This window comes from Tissierella sp. P1 (assembly GCF_002266425.1).
Classification (GTDB): Bacteria; Bacillota; Clostridia; order Tissierellales; family Tissierellaceae; genus Tissierella; species Tissierella carlieri.
Map to the genome: position 1 here is coordinate 22,469 of NZ_NPMN01000027.1, position 18,809 is coordinate 41,277.

18 protein-coding genes and 1 other annotated feature are annotated in these 18,809 nt (G+C 31.1%); of the genes, 14 read left to right on the forward strand and 4 right to left on the reverse strand.

The window, feature by feature from the left end; all coding sequences use genetic code 11:
• Nucleotides 1-46 precede the first annotated feature (46 nt).
• Nucleotides 47-1,447 (reverse strand): sodium-dependent transporter, encoded by a 1,401-nt coding sequence (locus CIW83_RS16815; protein ID WP_094903298.1) that lies wholly within the window; start codon nucleotides 1,445-1,447, stop codon nucleotides 47-49.
• Nucleotides 1,448-1,687: 240 nt separating this feature from the next.
• On the opposite strand from CIW83_RS16815, the gene CIW83_RS16820 reads away from it, so the two are divergent.
• From CIW83_RS16820 to CIW83_RS16835, 4 genes are all read left to right on the forward strand, one after another.
• On the forward strand, nucleotides 1,688-2,269 hold the full coding sequence (locus tag CIW83_RS16820; protein WP_094903300.1) for an HDIG domain-containing metalloprotein: 582 nt from the start codon (nucleotides 1,688-1,690) through the stop codon (nucleotides 2,267-2,269).
• 88 nt (nucleotides 2,270-2,357) lie between these two features.
• Entirely contained in the window at nucleotides 2,358-2,861 is a 504-nt protein-coding gene (locus tag CIW83_RS16825; RefSeq protein ID WP_094903302.1) for a gamma carbonic anhydrase family protein, read from the forward strand.
• 200 nt (nucleotides 2,862-3,061) lie between these two features.
• Nucleotides 3,062-4,357, forward strand: a complete 1,296-nt coding sequence (locus CIW83_RS16830) for a Na+/H+ antiporter family protein (RefSeq protein ID WP_094903304.1) — start codon at nucleotides 3,062-3,064, stop codon at nucleotides 4,355-4,357.
• 273 nt (nucleotides 4,358-4,630) lie between these two features.
• Nucleotides 4,631-5,008 (forward strand): metallopeptidase family protein, encoded by a 378-nt coding sequence (locus tag CIW83_RS16835; RefSeq protein ID WP_094903306.1) that lies wholly within the window; start codon nucleotides 4,631-4,633, stop codon nucleotides 5,006-5,008.
• A gap of 210 nt (nucleotides 5,009-5,218) precedes the next feature.
• On the opposite strand, the gene CIW83_RS16840 is transcribed toward CIW83_RS16835, so the two are convergent.
• The gene (locus CIW83_RS16840) at nucleotides 5,219-5,416 is read right to left on the reverse strand and encodes a cold-shock protein (protein WP_158220161.1); all 198 of its coding nucleotides are present in this window, start codon (nucleotides 5,414-5,416) and stop codon (nucleotides 5,219-5,221) included.
• A gap of 292 nt (nucleotides 5,417-5,708) precedes the next feature.
• The gene (locus tag CIW83_RS16845; RefSeq protein ID WP_094903310.1) at nucleotides 5,709-6,710 is read right to left on the reverse strand and encodes an ABC transporter substrate-binding protein; all 1,002 of its coding nucleotides are present in this window, start codon (nucleotides 6,708-6,710) and stop codon (nucleotides 5,709-5,711) included.
• Nucleotides 6,711-6,814: 104 nt separating this feature from the next.
• Between CIW83_RS16845 and pgsA the strand changes: the two genes are divergently transcribed.
• From pgsA to CIW83_RS16865, 4 genes are all read left to right on the forward strand, one after another.
• A complete protein-coding gene (gene pgsA / locus CIW83_RS16850; RefSeq protein ID WP_094903312.1) occupies nucleotides 6,815-7,363 on the forward strand; it encodes a CDP-diacylglycerol--glycerol-3-phosphate 3-phosphatidyltransferase in 549 nt (182 codons plus the stop codon).
• 33 nt (nucleotides 7,364-7,396) lie between these two features.
• Nucleotides 7,397-7,611 (forward strand) — a binding site (T-box leader).
• 151 nt (nucleotides 7,612-7,762) lie between these two features.
• Nucleotides 7,763-10,414 carry a valine--tRNA ligase gene (locus tag CIW83_RS16855; protein WP_094903314.1) on the forward strand — a complete coding sequence of 884 codons (2,652 nt, stop codon included), beginning with the start codon at nucleotides 7,763-7,765 and terminating at the stop codon, nucleotides 10,412-10,414.
• A 13-nt stretch (nucleotides 10,415-10,427) separates the two neighbouring features.
• Nucleotides 10,428-11,720 carry a folylpolyglutamate synthase/dihydrofolate synthase family protein gene (locus CIW83_RS16860; protein ID WP_094903316.1) on the forward strand — a complete coding sequence of 431 codons (1,293 nt, stop codon included), beginning with the start codon at nucleotides 10,428-10,430 and terminating at the stop codon, nucleotides 11,718-11,720.
• A 77-nt stretch (nucleotides 11,721-11,797) separates the two neighbouring features.
• Nucleotides 11,798-12,718, forward strand: coding sequence for a YncE family protein (locus tag CIW83_RS16865; protein ID WP_094903318.1), 921 nt, complete (start codon nucleotides 11,798-11,800; stop codon nucleotides 12,716-12,718).
• Here the strand turns inward: CIW83_RS16865 and CIW83_RS16870 are convergent.
• The gene (locus CIW83_RS16870; RefSeq protein ID WP_094903320.1) at nucleotides 12,710-13,258 is read right to left on the reverse strand and encodes a DUF4364 family protein; all 549 of its coding nucleotides are present in this window, start codon (nucleotides 13,256-13,258) and stop codon (nucleotides 12,710-12,712) included. The two genes, CIW83_RS16865 and CIW83_RS16870, sit on opposite strands and share 9 nt — an antisense overlap.
• 829 nt (nucleotides 13,259-14,087) lie before the next feature.
• On the opposite strand from CIW83_RS16870, the gene CIW83_RS16875 reads away from it, so the two are divergent.
• From CIW83_RS16875 to CIW83_RS16900, 6 genes are all read left to right on the forward strand, one after another.
• The gene (locus tag CIW83_RS16875) at nucleotides 14,088-14,522 is read left to right on the forward strand and encodes a DUF6838 family protein (RefSeq protein ID WP_094903322.1); all 435 of its coding nucleotides are present in this window, start codon (nucleotides 14,088-14,090) and stop codon (nucleotides 14,520-14,522) included.
• Between the two features lie 3 nt (nucleotides 14,523-14,525).
• Nucleotides 14,526-15,602: a phage tail sheath C-terminal domain-containing protein gene (locus CIW83_RS16880; RefSeq protein ID WP_094903324.1), complete on the forward strand. Its 1,077-nt coding sequence runs from the start codon at nucleotides 14,526-14,528 to the stop codon at nucleotides 15,600-15,602.
• A gap of 13 nt (nucleotides 15,603-15,615) precedes the next feature.
• Entirely contained in the window at nucleotides 15,616-16,062 is a 447-nt protein-coding gene (locus tag CIW83_RS16885) for a phage tail tube protein (protein WP_094903326.1), read from the forward strand.
• A gap of 1 nt (nucleotide 16,063) precedes the next feature.
• Nucleotides 16,064-16,450 carry a hypothetical protein gene (locus CIW83_RS16890; protein ID WP_094903328.1) on the forward strand — a complete coding sequence of 129 codons (387 nt, stop codon included), beginning with the start codon at nucleotides 16,064-16,066 and terminating at the stop codon, nucleotides 16,448-16,450.
• A gap of 210 nt (nucleotides 16,451-16,660) precedes the next feature.
• A complete protein-coding gene (locus CIW83_RS16895) occupies nucleotides 16,661-18,376 on the forward strand; it encodes a hypothetical protein (RefSeq protein ID WP_094903330.1) in 1,716 nt (571 codons plus the stop codon).
• Nucleotides 18,377-18,388: 12 nt separating this feature from the next.
• Entirely contained in the window at nucleotides 18,389-18,808 is a 420-nt protein-coding gene (locus CIW83_RS16900) for a hypothetical protein (RefSeq protein WP_094903332.1), read from the forward strand.
• The last annotated feature ends 1 nt before the right edge of the window (nucleotide 18,809 follow it).

An 18,809-nucleotide genomic window follows, 5' to 3' on the forward strand; every position in this document is an offset into this window, starting at 1 on the left:
AATAAATGGAGATAAGAAGTCTGCAAATAATTCCTATCTCCAAATTTTAAATAATTCCTAATGAGTTTAAAAATACAATTAATAGAAGTAGTGGTGAAATATATTTTAAAACAAAGTAATAGATAGTAATAGTTTTTGAGTTGCTTAACTTATTATTATTTGATAACTCATCTAATACGCTATCTTTGCTAACAAAATAACCAACAAAAATTGCTATTAAGAGTCCTCCAACTGGTAGAATAATATTAGATGATATATAGTCAAATAAATCAAAAAAGTTTTTTCCCAAGATCGTTACATGTCCAAAAATACTACTAGAATGTACAGTTAAGGCACCTACTATAAACGTAGATAATGATACAATAATAACTGAATATTTCCTTTTAATATTCCATTTCTCCGTGATAAAGGCAATAGGAACCTCTGCCATTGATAAGGAAGCAGTAGTAGCCGCAATGGATGCTAGAATAAAGAAAGCAATAATTAGTAGATTACCAAATGGGATATGTGAAAACACTAAAGGTATAGTATTAAATAATAGACTAGGTCCTGAATTTGGTCTCATTCCAAAGGTGAATACTACCGGAAATATTGCAATTCCAGCTAATAGAGAAACAAATGTATCTGATAGTGCAACTTTAGCAGATGTATGAATTAAATTATTATCTTCTGTAAAATAACTTCCATAAGTGATCATGGTTCCCATCCCAAGAGAGAGCTTAAAAAATGCCAAACCTAGTGCAGAAAGAATAACAGATGGATTTATTTTTGAAAAGTCTATTTTAAATAGAAAGTTAAAACCTGCTTTAGCTCCTGGTAATGTTAGGGCTCTTATACAAGAGATTACTAGGAGAACAAATAACACAGGCATAAGAGTCTTTGTTATTCTTTCAATTCCATTTTTGACTCCACCAATTAATATTAGTGCAACAACCAAAATGGAAATTCCTTGCCATATAATAGGAGAATATAGACTTTCAGTAGTAGTTAAGAATTGATTCTCTACTATATTTGTTGCTTGCTCAAAAGAAAAATTAGAAAGATTTGAAAAAGCACCATTTATAGCTTTAAATACATATGAATATACCCATCCAGCAACAGCACTATAATAGAACATAATCAAAAATGCAGCAGCTACTCCAAAATAGCCAATAATCTTCCATTTTGGGTTTGCTTTAAGCTTAGTGAAGGCAGAGACTGCATTACTTCTAGATTTTCGTCCTATATAAAATTCAGATACCATTACTGGCATACCAACTAATAATATGGATAAAAAATAAATTAATACAAAGGCTCCGCCACCGTTTTCGCCTACAAGGTAAGGAAATTTCCAAATATTACCTAATCCTACTGCTGAGCCAAGTGTTGCAAAAAATACTGCTAATCCGGATGAAAATGTTTCTCGTTTTTTATTTGTGGAGACTGATTCGTTATTTGGTTTTTTCATCTTTAGTTCCTCCTATATGAGTTTTGCCAATAGTACATTTGATATAAGGAATATTGTAATATTAATCTTAATTTACGTCAATAATTAAATTTTACCTAATTACTTAGGTAAAACATCATTTAAATAAAGTTGTGATAAATTTTAACGGATTTAAATCTTATAATCAATAATACTTGACACCATAAGTTCACTAGCCTATTATATATAATAAAGTGATAAAGAAAGAAAGAAGGGGAACAAATGACAAATAAAATACCTACTAGAGAGGAAGCTTTAGAATTATTTAAAAAATATAATAAATCGGATAGTCTGCTTCGCCATGCTTTAGCAGTTGAAGGAACAATGAAGCATTTTGCTGAAATTTTCAATGAACCAGATGTAGAGAAATGGACCATAGTAGGCCTTATTCATGACTTAGACTATGAAATGTATCCAGAGGAACATTGTATAAAGGTGCAAGAAATTCTCAGAGAAGAAGGATATCCAGAGGATTATATAAGAGCAGTAGCAAGTCATGGATTTGGAATATGCTGTGATATAGAACCTATTGAAAAAATGGAAAAGGTGTTATATGCTATTGATGAACTTACTGGACTTATTACAGCAGTAGCACTTCTCCGTCCTAGCAGATCTGTATTAGATTTAGAGCCAAAGTCTGTAAAGAAAAAATGGAAAGATAAAGCTTTTGCGGCAGGGGTAGACAGATCTGTTATTGAAAAAGGTATAGAGATGTTAGGGATGGAAAGAGATGATGTAATTAGAGAAACTATCCTCGCTATGAGAAAAGTGGCGGAAGAAATAGGCTTAAAAGGAGAACTATAAATTTAAAAACCCAGTATTTACTGGGTTTTATTATGCTATAATTAGGGTAACAAATAGTATAAAGAAATATATAATAAGGAGACAGTATATGATAAGAGATTTAAAGGATAAGAAAACTAATATACATCCAGAAGGATTTATTGCTGAGACAGCAGATGTTTTAGGAGATGTAACCATAGGCGAAGGAAGTAGTATGTGGTATGGAGCAGTGGCACGTGGGGATATGAGCTATATAACCATTGGGAAATTCACCAATATACAAGATAATGCTACAGTACATGTAGATACCAATACTCCTTGTGAAATCGGAGATTATACTACTATAGGACATAATGCAGTAGTTCATGGTTGTAAAATAGGCAATAATTGTTTAATTGGAATGGGATCAATAATTCTTAATGGGGCTGTTATTGGCGATAATTGTATAATAGCAGCCGGAGCATTGATTACAGAGGGAGCAGTTATACCATCTAATTCTTTAGTAATGGGCTCACCAGGAAAGGTTAGAAGGGAAGTAAGTAAAGAAGAAATAGAGACAGTAAAATATAATGCAGTTAGATACGAAGAATTATGGAGAAATGAACATTTATAACAAGAAAATATTTATATTAGAGGATATATTGACTAAGAAATTTCTAGATCAATATATCCTTTTTAATTTATTCAATTGATAATTTGTGACTGAGTTAGACCTTTTATCCTTTTTTTCGGTTCTATGATTTGTGAAATATGAATAACATATATCACAATAATTTTTTCTTAATCATTTTAATAAAATCAAGGGGGGATAATATGTTAACCAATCCAGTAGTATTATCAGTATTAGTTATGACTATCTTATGTTTATTAAAACTAAATGTATTAATCGCACTTATTCTAGCTGCTTTAAAAGGCGGTGTATTATCAGGTATGTCATTAGGAGATACTATAGCTACTCTAATTGGTGGTATGGGTGGTAATGCGGAAACTGCGTTATCTTATATATTACTTGGAGCCTTAGCAGTAGCCATTGGCAAGACAGGAGTTGCAGACATATTAGCTAGAAAAATAGGAAAAATGGTTGAAGGGAGAAGAGCAATATTTGTATTGTTAATAGCTGGTGTAGCTTGTTTCTCACAAAATCTGATTCCAGTCCATATAGCTTTTATTCCAATACTAATACCACCATTAATTTCTGTTATGAATAAGTTGAAAATTGACAGAAGGGCTGTAGCATCAGCATTGACATTTGGCCTCAAGGCTCCTTATGTAATGCTTCCAGTAGGCTTTGGACTTATATTTCATAATATAATAAGAGACGCTTTAATAGATAATGGTATGAATGTGGAAACAAATATGGTTTGGAAGTCAATGTTACTTCCCGGTATAGGTATGATAATAGGATTATTTATTGCAGTATTAATAGCCTACAGAAAGCCGAGAGAATATAAAGATATTAAATTAGCTAAACCAGATATTAAGCACGAGGGGATGTCTAAGGAACATATAGGGGCTTTAATTGGGGCGATTGCAGCCTTTGCTATACAAATTATAACAAAGTCACTTCCACTTGGAGCCATAGCAGGTCTAGCAATAATGATGGGATTTGGTGCGTTTAAATGGAAAGAACTTGATGAAATGCTAAACGGTGGCATTTCACTAATGGGATTTATTGCCTTTATAATGTTAGTTGCTTCTGGGTATGGTGCAGTTATTAGAGCCACTGGGGGAGTAGAATCTTTAGTAGAAGCTGCGGCAGGTATGATGGGGGGAAGCAAAGCCATAGCAGCGTTTATAATGTTATTCATTGGTCTAATAATTACCATGGGTATTGGAACTTCTTTTGGAACAGTTCCAATAATAGCTGCAATATTTGTTCCACTATGTATGACTTTAGGATTTAGTCCTGCCGCAACTATTTGCTTAGTAGGTACAGCTGGCGCATTGGGAGATGCTGGATCTCCGGCTTCTGATAGTACATTAGGACCTACGGCTGGATTAAATGTAGATGGACAGCATGACCATATTTGGGATACCTGTGTTCCTACGTTTATTCATTATAATATTCCATTATTGATATTTGGAACTATAGCAGCATTAATACTTTAATATGACTAAGGGGACAGGTTAACTGTCTCCTTTGCAATTATGGAAGGAATGGTTATGAAAAAGATAGTTTTGGAAATTGTCGTAACTAGTGATGGATGAGATAATATATAAAGATATTAATCTTTGTAAAGACATGATAAAAGCCGATATTTAGATAGAAATAATAGAACAAAGAATAGGAATATTAGATAACTAATTTAATTAAATAGTTATTAATAGATTTTATATGTTATAATATTATTTAAATTTTATATAAGAAAGGAATCGTTATATATGAATAGTTTTCCGACAATAGATGAGGTTCATCAGATCCTTGACGATATAGCAGAAGAATTACCAAAGGAGTTCTTCGATAAACTTAATGAGGGTATAATCCTTTTACCAGAATATAAACTTCATCCTGAGAGTAGAGATAGAGATAAATTATATATTATGGGAGAATATATCAAAAGTATAACAGGTAGAAGAATTGCGATCTACTATGGCTCTTTTGAAAAGGTCTGTTATGGACTCTCTAGACAAGAATTGTATGATAAGTTACAGGATACTCTATTACATGAATTCACTCATCATCTGGAATCCTTAGCAGGAGAAAAGGGATTGGAAATAAAGGATGCAGAAGATATGAAGAAATATAGGGGAAGGGAATAGAGTTGGTATTATAGAGAGATTTCATATATGAAATTTCTCTATAGGCGGAATAAGTTATGATTATATTTATAAACATATGAATTAAAGATGTCGATTAATATCGATGTTGTGGAATTAAAAAATCTTCTTAATTTATAGAAATGATAGTTGGTTAAAGGTACTTAATTAAAAACCCCTAGAATATTAACTATTCTAGGGGTAAAATATTTACTATTTTATAACGATATTTTCAGCTTGAAGACCTTTTTGTCCTTGAGCTACGTCAAATTCTACTTCTTGCCCTTCTTCTAAAGCTTTGAAACCTTCTTTTTGGATTTGTGAGAAGTGAGCGAAAACATCATTTCCGTCTTCTCCTGTAATAAATCCAAATCCTTTTTCTGCATTAAACCATTTTACTGTACCCTTCATAATGTGTACCTCCAAATTTTATTTCTTAAACTACTGTAATAAATTAATAATAAAATTTCTACACATGTATGCAAACTGCGAGTACCTATGGAAATATATATTATGTTACTTTTTACATTTAATTTAAGTTCTTATTAAGCATAGCATAACTGTTAACTAATAGCAAGGTATATTTAATAAATAAATATTACATCATCTATTGATACTACAAAGGCATCTACAATACTATCAAAATATATTGAGGTAGCTGAGATTTCTAAATGTAATAGAAAGGTCCAATTAGGGACCTTTTCTACTTCATAGCTTTTTTAGCAAATTCAGTAGTTACTATTTTGTTATAATCGGCTCTTTCATCTAGTTCTCCTGCTAATTCCATTATGTCCATCATATGATTTAATCCATCTTCTGTAATGATTAAATCTGGTTTCCAAGAATCTTGATCTCTATACCTTTCTATTAAAGTTTTTAGAATTTCTTTATCAGTATCTGGGAATTGTGGCATTACAGCATTTGCAATTTCTTCACTACTATGTTCTTGAACCCAAACCATGCCTTTATATAGAGCATTTGTAAATTTTTGAATTATTTCTGGATTCTTTTCAATGTATTCTTTGGTCGCTGAGTAGCAGGTGTATGGAATATATCCTCCTTCTTTACCTATAGAAGCTACTACATATCCTCTACCTTCTTTTTCTAATGTAGCTGCTACAGGTTCAAACAATGTTACATAGTCACCTTCTCCACCAACAAAAGCTCCCGCCATTACATCAAATTGTATGTCTGTTCTAACTTCAACATCTTTATCTAGTTCTAGACCATGACTTTTTATTACATATTCCAAAGTCATTTCAGGCATGCCACCTTTTCTGCCGCCGATTACAGTTTTGCCTTTTAATTTATCAAATGTAAAATTATCATCTTTTTCTCTTCCTACTAAAAAAGAACCATCTCTTTGTGTCAATTGTGCAAAGTTAATTACATAATTATCTCTTCCTTGATTGTACACATATACAGATGCTTCAGGCCCCATAAATCCTATTTCTGCCTCATTACTTAACAATGCAGCCATAACTTTATCTGCACCTTTTCCGTTTATTAATTCGATCTTTAGCCCTTCTTCTTCAAAGAAGCCTTGAGTTATAGCTACATATTGTGGTGTATAGAATAGAGAGTGAGTTACCTCAACTAACCTAATATTTTTTAATTCAGCTTCTTTTTTACATCCAGTTAATCCTAATGAGAGTATTAGTACTAGGATTAAAATAAAGGAAATCCTTTTAAAAAGCCCTGCCATCCTATCCCTCCTTACATAATATGGGTATACGAAACTATGATTTAATGTTATAATATTCTAAAATATAGTAAAGGTTACAAATTAGTTGTTAAAGGGGGAGTCGTATGAATATACCAAATATGTTAACGATTTTAAGAATATTACTTATTCCAGTTTATTTATACTTCTTTTATTCTAGTTTTCAAAAAAATATTTTATTTGCAGGACTGATATTTATTTTAGCTGGAATTTCTGATGTATTAGATGGATATATTGCAAGAAAGTATGATATGAGTACTAAACTCGGCATAGTGTTAGATCCTATTGCAGATAAATTGATGACATTTACCATTCTAATTAGTTTTACGACAAAGGGTATAATTCCAAGTTGGATATTGATTGCATTAGGAGTTAAGGAAATAATGATGATTTTAGGTGGAGCTATATTATATTTATTTAAAGGAAAACAGGTGATGCCTTCCAATAAATACGGTAAAATTGCAACCTTGTCTTTTTATGCGGCCACATTATCTATAGTGTTTAAATTTCCTGAATTAATTTCTACAGTTTTATTTTCTTTAACTGTAGCTTTAAATATTATTGCTTTTATCAATTATTTGATTATTTTTATGAAAGTGAAGCACAATACAGTTAATGATATAGTTGACAAATAAAAAATATGTATATATAATTAAATCAATAATTTTAGATTTGCTTTGATAAAGAAGAGTAGGTAAATACCCTATACAGAGAAAGGATTCTAGGCTGAGAGATCCTAAGTTAAGTATTTACTGAAGGTAGCTTTTGAGCGTTCAAGCTGAAACTAAGTAAGCTTGAAGGGTTAAACCCTTATATTTATTTAAGAGTCATGGATATTTCCATGGAATTAAGGTGGTACCGCGAATTACCCTTCGTCCTTACAATTGTAAAGATGAAGGGTTTATTTATTGTCATTCTGAAATACTTCAAATTGTTTTTTAGGAAGCATTTTAGTGGTAGAACCCTATGTTTTAAGAGTTTTAATTGTGAATTGTGCATTGTAAATTGTGAATTGAATGAAGGAGGAGATAAAAATGTTAGAAAATTTACCAAAGACGTATAATCCTAAAGACTTTGAAGATAGACTTTATAAGTATTGGAATGATAATAATCATTTTGTAGCTCATGTTGATAAAACTAAGAAGCCATATACTATAATGATGCCGCCGCCAAATGTAACGGGTAGCCTTCATATGGGCCATGCACTAAATAATACTATTCAAGATGTTTTAACTAGATGGAAGAGAATGGAAGGGTATTCTGCACTTTGGCTGCCTGGTACAGATCATGCTAGTATATCAACTGAAGCGAAGGTAGTAGAAAAAATTAATAAGGAAGGAAAATCCAAGGAAGAATTAGGACGTGAAGGATTCTTAGAAGAGGCTTGGGATTGGACCCATAAATATGGAAGTACAATCAAAAATCAGCTGAAAAAATTAGGAGTTTCCTGTGATTGGACTAGAGATAGATTTACTTTAGATGAAGGTCTTAGCAAAGCAGTAGAAGAAGTATTTATTAGATTATACGATAAAGGCTTAATATATAGAGGAGATAGAATAATCAACTGGTGTCCTAACTGTAAGACAGCAATATCAGATGCAGAGGTGGAGCATGAAGATTCACAGGGACATATATGGCATATTAGATATCCTATTAAGGACAGTAATGAATATATAGTTATAGCAACTACTAGACCAGAGACTATGTTAGGAGACTTAGCTATTGCTGTTAATCCAGAGGATGAAAGGTATAGGGATGTAATAGGAAAGACTGCTATTCTACCTCTAATGAATAGAGAGATACCAATAATTGCTGATGATTATGTAGAAATGGAATTTGGTACAGGAGCAGTAAAAATTACTCCATCTCATGACCCTAATGATTTTGAAGTAGGAGAGAGACATGGACTTGGTCAGTATATAATAATGAATGAAGATGGAACTATTAGCAGCAATGGTGGAATATATGAAGGATTAGAAAGATATGATGCTAGAAAGAAAATAGTTGCTGATCTAGAATCACAAGGATATTTAGTAGAGACTAAGGAACATCAAAATGCAGTAGGACATTGTGAAAGATGTACTACAATAGTAGAGCCTCTTATTTCTAAACAATGGTTTGTAAAGATGGAGCCATTGGCTAAGCCGGCTTTAGAAGCATATAAGAATGGAGAAGTAAACTTTATACCTGAAAGATTTGGAAAGATTTATACTAACTGGCTAGAGGGTATTAGGGATTGGTGTATTTCCAGACAGTTATGGTGGGGACATAGACTACCAGTATACTATTGTGATGAGTGCGGAGAAATTATAGTATCTAGAGCTAAACCAGAGAAATGTACTAAATGTAACAGTACTCACTTACATCAAGATACAGATACTTTAGATACTTGGTTTTCATCAGCTTTGTGGCCTTTCTCAACCCTCGGATGGCCTGAGAAGACAGAGGACTTAGAATATTTCTTCCCTACAGATGTACTAATTACAGGATATGATATTATATTCTTCTGGGTAGTTAGAATGGTATTCTCAAGTATTGAGCAGATGGGAGAAGTTCCATTTAAAGATGTATTCTTGACAGGACTAGTTCGTGACTCTCAAGGAAGGAAGATGAGTAAATCTCTAGGTAATGGTATAGACCCATTGGAGATAATCGATGAATATGGTGCAGATGCTTTAAGATTTACCTTAGTTACAGGAAATTCTCCAGGAAACGATATGAGATTCTACACCGAGAGAGTAGAAGCTAATAGAAATTTTGCTAATAAGCTATGGAATGCTACTAGATTTGTCCTTATGAATCTTGAAGAAGATGTAGCTAAGGAAGAATTAAATTTAGATAGTTTAGAGGAAGAAGATAAATGGATATTATCTAGATTAAATTCTGTAGTTAAAGAAGCCACAGAAAATCTAGATAAATATGAAATAGGTATGGCTGCACAGAAAATATATGATTTTATTTGGGATGAATATTGTGATTGGTATATTGAAATGGTTAAATCAAGATTATATGGAGAAAATGAATCTAGTAAACAAACAGCTGAGAAAGTTCTATTATTTGTTTTAAAAGATATATTAAAGCTACTTCATCCATTCATGCCATTTATTACTGAAGAAATTTGGCAGCACTTACCAGACAATGATAGACCATTGATTTTAAGCTCTTGGCCAATATATAAGGATGAACTAAATTTCCCTGAATCAGAAGAAGCTATTGAGTTTATTAAATCAGGAATAAAGGGTATAAGAAATGCTAGAGCTGAAATGAATATAGTACCTTCTAAAAAATCTACACAAATATTTGTAACAAAAAATGAAAAGATAAAGAATATCATTAATTATGGTCAAAGATATTTCTTAAATCTTGCATCCGCTGAAGAAATAGAAATAAGAGATACGAAAGATGGCATAGGTGAAGATAATATTTCAGTAGTATTGGATAGATGTGAGGTGTTTTTACCTTTAAAAGATTTAATTGATTTTGAGAAGGAAATAGAAAGATTAGGGAAGGAAAAAGAAAAACTTGAAGGTGAAATAAAGAGAGTAGTAGGGAAATTATCTAATGAGGGCTTTGTAAAGAAGGCTCCTGAAAAAGTAGTAGCTGAAGAAAAAGAAAAACAAAAGAAATACGAAGAAATGCTTGAAAAGGTAATGGAGCGACTTGAAAGTATAAAAACTAATAGATAAAGTGGGGGTTAAAATGAAGTATCAAGAGGCTTTAGAATATATTAATGACAAGAATAAATATGGATCAAGACTTGGGCTAGATTCAATTGGTAAGCTTTTGAGTCTCTTAGGAAATCCTCAAGAAGGATTAAAATATATTCATGTAGGTGGAACAAATGGAAAAGGTTCCACCTCCTCCTATCTAGCTCATGCACTAGAATCTGGAGGATATAAGGTAGGCTTATTTACTTCACCTTATATAGAACGATTTAATGAACGCATTCAAATAAATGGACAAGACATACCAGATGAGACCCTTGGAAGGATAACTGGCCTTATTAAAGAAAAGGCTGATATCATGGTAGAAGAAGGCTTTGAGCATCCTACTACTTTTGAAATAGTTACTGCCATAGGCTTTATTTACTTTAAAGAAGAAAATGCAGACTATATAGTGTTAGAAGTAGGATTAGGTGGTAGATATGATTCTACTAATATCATTTCTTCACCATTAGCATCAGTTATCACAACTATAGATTATGATCACATAGATGTTTTAGGTGATACTTTAGATAAGATTGCTTATCAGAAAGCTGGTATAATAAAGAAAAATAGTATAGTAGTTTCCTATCCGCAGGAAGAAGAGGCTTTGAAAATTATAAAAGAAGTATCAGATGAAATGAAAGCAGAGTTTCATCTATGTCCAATGGAGAATATTAAAGTAAAAGAGATTTCTGATGCTGGAGCCTGTTTTGATTTTCATTATGGAGAGATAAGTATGAAAGATATTAGTATCTCCATGTTAGGTGAATATCAGATATACAATGCTACTTTAGCCTTGACAACTTTATTGATTTTAAAGGAGAAAGGATTCGTAGATATTTCTGAAGAACAGATAAGGGAAGGTTTAATAAAGACCAAATGGCCTGGTAGACTTGAAGTTATGAAGAAAGATCCTATATTTTTAATTGATGGAGCTCATAATGTACAAGGTATTGCTCAATTAAAGAAAGCTATTAGCCTATTTAAGTATAATAAGCTGATTCTAGGTGTAGGAATATTAAAGGATAAGGATTCTTCTCATATGGTTGAATTACTAGCTCCTATTGCAGATAAAATTGTAGTTACAGAAGTTAATATGCCTAGGAAACTAGATGCAGAGGATTTAGCAGAAGAGATAGCCAAATATAATGAAAATGTTTTTGTAGAAAAAGATATAAAAAAGGCTATAGAAAAAACTTTAGAGTTATCAGAAAAAGATGATATGATAGTATTTGGCGGTTCTTTATATTTAATTGGAGAAGTAAGAACATTAATAAAACTACTGTAGCTTAGGCTCAGTAGTTTTTTAGATTTCACCAATATCTCACCTACTGCATAAATTACTTATATACAGGGGGTGATGTGTTGACTTTCCATAAAATATTAGTAGCTAATACTGGTGAAGACAGCTTAACATTGAAAGACGGCTATAATCTCAAAACTATTTTTCTATCTAAACTTATAGAGGAAAAAGAAGATAATTCAACTCAAGAAAATAATCAGCTGGGACCATATGACATAGATATGGGAGAAGAAGGATATATATATATCGCAAACTCTTACGATAACTCTATTATGAAATTAGATATAGAAAACATAAAATTATTAGAATTTATTAAAGTAGGAAGAAATCCTACCTGTATAAAGAGATTTAAAGGTAAAATTTATGTTGCCAATAGCGATTCTAATTCCATATCGATTATTGATGAAAATACATTTTCCTTAATAGAAGATATATCTGTAGGAGAGAGACCTACAGATATTCAAATAGATGAAGATAGTCTAAAAGTCTTTATTGCAAATGGAAACTGCTATACAATAAATGTTTTAGACTTAAATAATGAAAAGATTTCATCAATAACATTAAGTAAACAGCCAGTAAAAATGGCCATAGAAGATAAAAGATTATTTGTTTTATCTTATATTAATAATGGAGTTACTAACTACAGCAATTTATCAGAACTAGAAATAGAAGACTATAAGACCATGATGAGTATAGATCTAAAAGGAATTTTTGCTAATTTCGTTAAAATAAAAGGAAAGGAAGTGTTTTACCTCTCTAATGTAGAAGATGGATATATTTATAGAGTATTTATCGATGATGAAGTAAACATTTCTAAAATTTACTTAGGTGGGATGCCAAACAATATTAAATGGGACGGAAAAACAAAGCTTTATATATCAAATATATTAAATGATGATTTAACTATAATAGATGAGTCAAACAATCAAATAATAGAGAATATTAGAGTAGGAAAAGAACCTAATGGGATTCTCCTACTCTAATGGAGTTGTTTTTTCATTTGTAAGTATGTTAATTATATTTTGATATATAAACTCTGGATTTTCTTTCCATCTATTGCAAATCAAATCAACCTGTTTTTTTGTTGCCACATCTAAGTATAAACTGAATAGGGTATCTTCATTTTCCATTAATTTTAAGTTTACTACGTATTGATTATTTTCTTTTTCAAAGTAATCAGCAACCACTTGAGTTTCAATTTTATTTTTCTTTTCAATTCTATTGAATTCTTTGTTCAATTCTTCTTTTATTTTATTTGGAATTCTATCTTCAAAATATGATAAAGCTATTTCACCTTTTTCTAAGATAGAATATACCTCCTTGGAATTTTTATTTATTATTTCTATAAAATTAGACTCGATTAATTCACTTAAGTATTGTTGAACTAGGAAAAAATTCATATAATTTTTTTCTAAGACAAATTCAGTTATTTCAGTATTAGTGAAGACAGTAGCAGCTGATTTTATTAAATATAGTAAAAGTAATTTATTTTGTGCTAATTCTTCAGTGTTTTCAATAAACATTATTTAACACCTCTTTTCATGTATTACATCCTTAATATTATATCATAATAAATAAGTATGGTAAATATTCACATAAACTTAGTGTTTTCAGTAGTTAATTAAAATTAGTGGAAATATTGTTTGGAAATAAGATTTATAATTGATTTAATCTTCTAAATTCATCTCTAGCTTTATTTTGTAATAATTTTATTTTATTCATAAGATTTTCTTTTATGATATTGTAAAGAGAAATATTATGATTAAATAATATTTTTATTCTTTTTAAATAAGTATTGAATAAAAATCTAAAGTGAATTTGATTAGACGAATACTATGTTAATTAGGTATATGATACGAATATGATACAAATGTGATACCTTTTGATTTAAAATAGGTGATATGATGATATTGTGATAATATGTTTTAAATTCAAGAAATCTATTACAATTAAATTAATATCAGGAATTCACTGGGAGAATGATACAAATATGATACCTTTTGAGTGAAAATAGATGATACTATGATATCATGAAGTTATGTATCAAGTTTAAAAAATGCAATACAACTAAATATAGAATAGATTTATATCTAGCCCAGATAAATTTAAGTCAATGGAATGTCCCGTTGACTTATTTTATTATATTTAAATAGATATCATCATAAAAAGGAGGTGAAAAGATGAATGATAAATTAGATAGTCATAGAATAATTTTATTTGGACTGTTTTCTAGAGATCCACCAAAGGAGGATGAGAGGTGATTAATTTATATTTAGAAAATAGTTTTTCTAGAATATAAAGAATATCTTTATAATGATAGAGCTTAGGTTCGACACTTGAGGAGTTGAGTTTATGAAATTAACAGATATAAAAAGAGCTATTGACTCTATTCTAAAGGATAATTTTTCAACAATTGAAATATATTCTACTAACACTAAAGAAGGTCTTGATAGACCTTATTTTTTTGTTGAAATTTCACCTATTATTAGAGAGAGACTTAACAGAGCCCACTATCATAGAAAAGTAACAGTGCTAATTCGATATTTTCCAAATAATGAAGAAGAATTAGAGAACCTAGAAATCCAAGAGCAATTGGAAGAATTATTTGGACAAGCTCTAAGGATAAAAGATAGGGTGATTACCTTAGATAGTGTAGAAGGACAAATAGTTGACGGTACTTTACAGTTTAAATTTGATATAAGTTATATTGATAGCTTAGATGTGGATAAAATTTATGGATATGAAGATGCAGAATTAATGCAAAATCTTATATTAGAGGAGGAATGATTTATGGGTTTACCAGAGGTAATTATTGAATTTAGAACGAGAGGCACAAGCGCTATACAAAGAAGTTCTAAGGGTGTTGTAGCAATGATTTTAAAAGACGCTACAGGAAATTTTGATACTAAAATATATAAGTCTATAGAAGAAGTAGAGTCTGCTGATTGGACTTCTAAAAATAAAGACTATATAGATAAGGTATTTATGGGTACTCCAACAAAAATTATTATAGAGAGAGTTGGACTGGAGTCTACTGATTATAATTCAGCATTAGCAAGGCTAAAGAATAAAAAATGGAATTATTTAACCATTCCAGAGCTAGACAATGCAGATGTACAAAATATTTCAACTTGGATTAAAACCCAAAGAAATGTAAATAAAAAGACATTTAAAGCTGTATTAGCTAATAATGTGGCTGATGACGAAGGAATTATCAACTTTACAACAAATGATATTGAAGTAAGTGGAACTAATTATACAACTTCCCAATATTCAGCAAGATTAGCAGGGATATTTGCAGGTATGTCATTGGATAGGAGTTCAACTTATTGTGCTCTAAATGAAGTGACTAGTATTAAAGAACATGAAGATCCTGATGCCGATATTGATGCAGGACAGCTAATTTTAATTAATGATGGTGAAAAAATTAAGATAGGAAGAGGAGTAAACTCATTAACTACAACTACTGCAACTAAGGGTGAAGAGTTTAAGAAAATAAAAATAGTTGATGCAATAGATTTAATGAGAGATGATATTAGAGATACATTTGAAAAACATTATGTAGGTAAGGTTAATAATATTTACGACAATAAAATATTATTTTTAGCTGCTGTTAATGCTTATTTCAAGGAATTAGAAAGGGATAATATATTAGACCCTACCTATGGAAATATTGCAGAAATTAATATAGATGCTCAAAGAAATTATTTGCTAGGTAAGGGATATACAACAGTAGATGGCAGAAGTGTTGAAGATATGACTGAGCAGGAAATTAAAGAAGCTAATACTGGAAGTAAAGTATTTGCAAAAGCTAGTATTAAATTTGTAGATACTATGGAAGATTTAGAATTTTATATTTATATGTAAAGGAGAGATTTAGATGGCTAATAAAGTACCTGGATATAGACAAATAGCAGGAAGTTGGGGACAAATTTGGTGGGATGGAGAATTAGTGTTTGAAGTGGAATCATTTGAGGCAAAAATTACTGCTGAAAGAGAAGATGTATATCAAGCTGGTAGTTTAGATACAGATTCTAAAATGACTGGACTAAAAGGAGAAGGCTCTTTTAAGGTAAAGCATGTATTCTCTAGAGGGGTTCTTAAATTACTAAAGGCTTGGAAGGAAGGACGAGATGTAAGGAGTCAGTTGATAGGAAAATTAGCAGATCCTGATGCTTACGGTTCTGAAAGATGTGTAATTAACAATGTATGGTTTAATGAATTAACTCTAATGCAATTTGAAATGAAACAAAAATTAGAAAGGGAATTTCCTTTTGGATTCACTCCTTCAGATGTGGATTTTCCTGATAGAATAGAGGTGAAATAATATGAATAAGAATAAAGCTAAGAAAGTGACATTACAAGATTTAATAGCTAGAGCGGAACAAAGAAAACTAGATAAGAAGGAATTAAGACAATTATATATAAAATCCTTAGATGCTACTATTACTATTATGAAGCCTGATAGATCATTGGTTTTAGATTCTATGAATATGGAAGACGAATCTGATGGAGATAGACATTTAATTTATAATTGTGTAGTAGAACCATCTCTAAAAGATTCAGAGTTGCATAAGGCGTATAAAGTAGTGTCTCCTATGGATATAGTAGATGAAGTATTTGATCCCGGTGAAGTTGCTAATATTTCTAAAGAAATAGTAAGAATGGCAGGATATATTGATAGTGTTGAAGTGGTGAAAAACATAAAAAACTAATAAATGCTTCCTCTGAATTGTATATGATACATCATTACATTCAGAGGGGGCACAAAATTAATGATTTATTAGAATTGAGCAATGTTGAAAAAATATTTTTTATTGCTAGTATGAATTTAGATATTGAAGAAAGAAATAGTATTATTTCATGATGACAAATTAGAGACCAATCAGGGTCTCTAATTTATTATCGAAAAGGTAGGTGATAAGATGGCAAAACTAGGGGCAACATTAACTATTAAAGATAATGTAAGTGCTACATTAAAAATAATTAAAAAAGAGCAAGAAGATTTCAGAAAAAGTGTTGATAGGACTAGAATGGCTCTTGAAAGAATCTATAATAGAAAGTATCAGATTAGACTAAATAATACAGCTGCTACAAGGAATCTCAATAATTTAAAGAGATCACTAGCACCTTTTAGAAGGAAGCTTGTTATAGCTATGGCATATAAAGATATGGTTACATCAAGAATAAAAAGTGTTAATGAAAAATTAAGATCTTTTGGGAAGCAGGTATTTTCACCTGTTGTAAAAATCAAAGATAAAACTGTTGGAACTTTCTCTAGTGTGAAAAAGGGCTTCTCAAAATTAAAAGATTTAGATAATAAATATGGTGTTAGTGAAATACTTAGCTCAGGTGCTGAACTTGAAAAACAGCAAATATCAATGAAACATTTAATCGGAATTAACAATCAAGATCTAGATGAAAGTGGAGTTCAAAAAGTAACTGATGATTTTATGAAACAATTGAGAGATAATGCTAAGATTACTCCATTTTCATCTACAGAAGTAGTCGAAGCAGGGAGTAAAGCTTTAGAACTTACTGGGGGAAATACATCAGAAGCCATGTCACTTGTAAAGATAGCAGAGGATATGGCTTCTCTTAATCCTGGGAAGGACATTAATATGGCTATTGAAGCACTGGCAGATGCCAAGAATGGAGATATAGCAAAATTAAAGGAATTTAATGCAAAAGTATCTGATGAGGAACTTCAAGAACTGGGACTTATGGGAGTTGTAGATAAGAAACTCAAATCTCAATTTGAAGGCGGAACTGCTACGTTATCAAAATCTGCTAGTGGTATGTGGTCTACTATGACTGGTTTTGTTGATTCTACATTACAAGATTTAGGTCTTAAGGTAATAGAAAGTCTTCTTCCACATCTTGAAAAACTGATAGAATGGATGAATGCATCTGGTCCCACAATTGATACATGGGTAGGGCATATCTCAACTGGTATAGGGTGGGTAATAGATAAAGCTGGTTTGTTTCTTGGTAAAGTACTGGAATATTTACCTATGGCAGGAGAAGTTGTAGGTAGTGTAGTAGGATGGATAACTGATAAATTTGGTTGGTTAGGTGAAAAAATATTTAATCTTAACATTGATTGGGTTGGTGCATGGGAAGGTATCAAGAGTGTAATGGGTACTGCCTGGGAATTTATAGAACCTATATTATCCTTAATCTCAGAAGGTGTTAGATTTCTTTGGGAAGCTTTTGAATGGGCTTTCCCTGCAATCCAAGCTACAATAGAAACTGTATGGAACATTGTAAAACCTATACTAGAGGGATTAGGAACTATAATTGGATGGGTAGGGGATGGGATTGGAAAGCTAGCTGACTGGATAGGTGGTGAGAGAGAGCCAAAATCTACAAAACTTCTGTACAAAACAGGTAGAAATATGATATTTACTGAAGATGTATCAGGTCGGCATTTCAATGGCATTGAAAGAGTCCCATATAATAACTATAATGCAATTTTGCACAAAGACGAAGCAGTTATTCCAGCTCGCAATAATCCATATATAGGAAATGGAAAGATTAACAATCCAATAAATATAAATATAAATGGAGTAAATAAGTCAACAAACGAGATAGTAAATGAATTGGTGCCACAATTAAAATTAGCACTATCGAATATGTAGGAGGGTGATTTGATGGATATATTTATTAGTGTAAATAATAGAGAACAAGTAATCAAATTACCTGTTCTGCCCAAAGAATTTAAAATACAATCTAATATGAATAATCAAAGCTATGATACTATTTCAATAGGAGAAATAAAACTTATAGGCTTGTCTTCCTTAAAGTCTATTTCTCTAAGCTCTTTTTTCCCAAACCAAGAATATTCCTTTATTAGAGATAAGACATATAAATCTTGGGATTATGTAGAAATGATTGAAGACTGGAAAGAAAGAAGGATACCTATAAGGCTGATTGTTACTGATACTCCAATTAATATGGCTTGTACTATTGAAAGTTTTGAATATGGAGAGCAAGATGGTTCTGGCGATGTTTATTATACATTGTCTTTAAGTGAATTTAAGTTTATTAAGCTGGAGAAGAGGAGTGTATAAT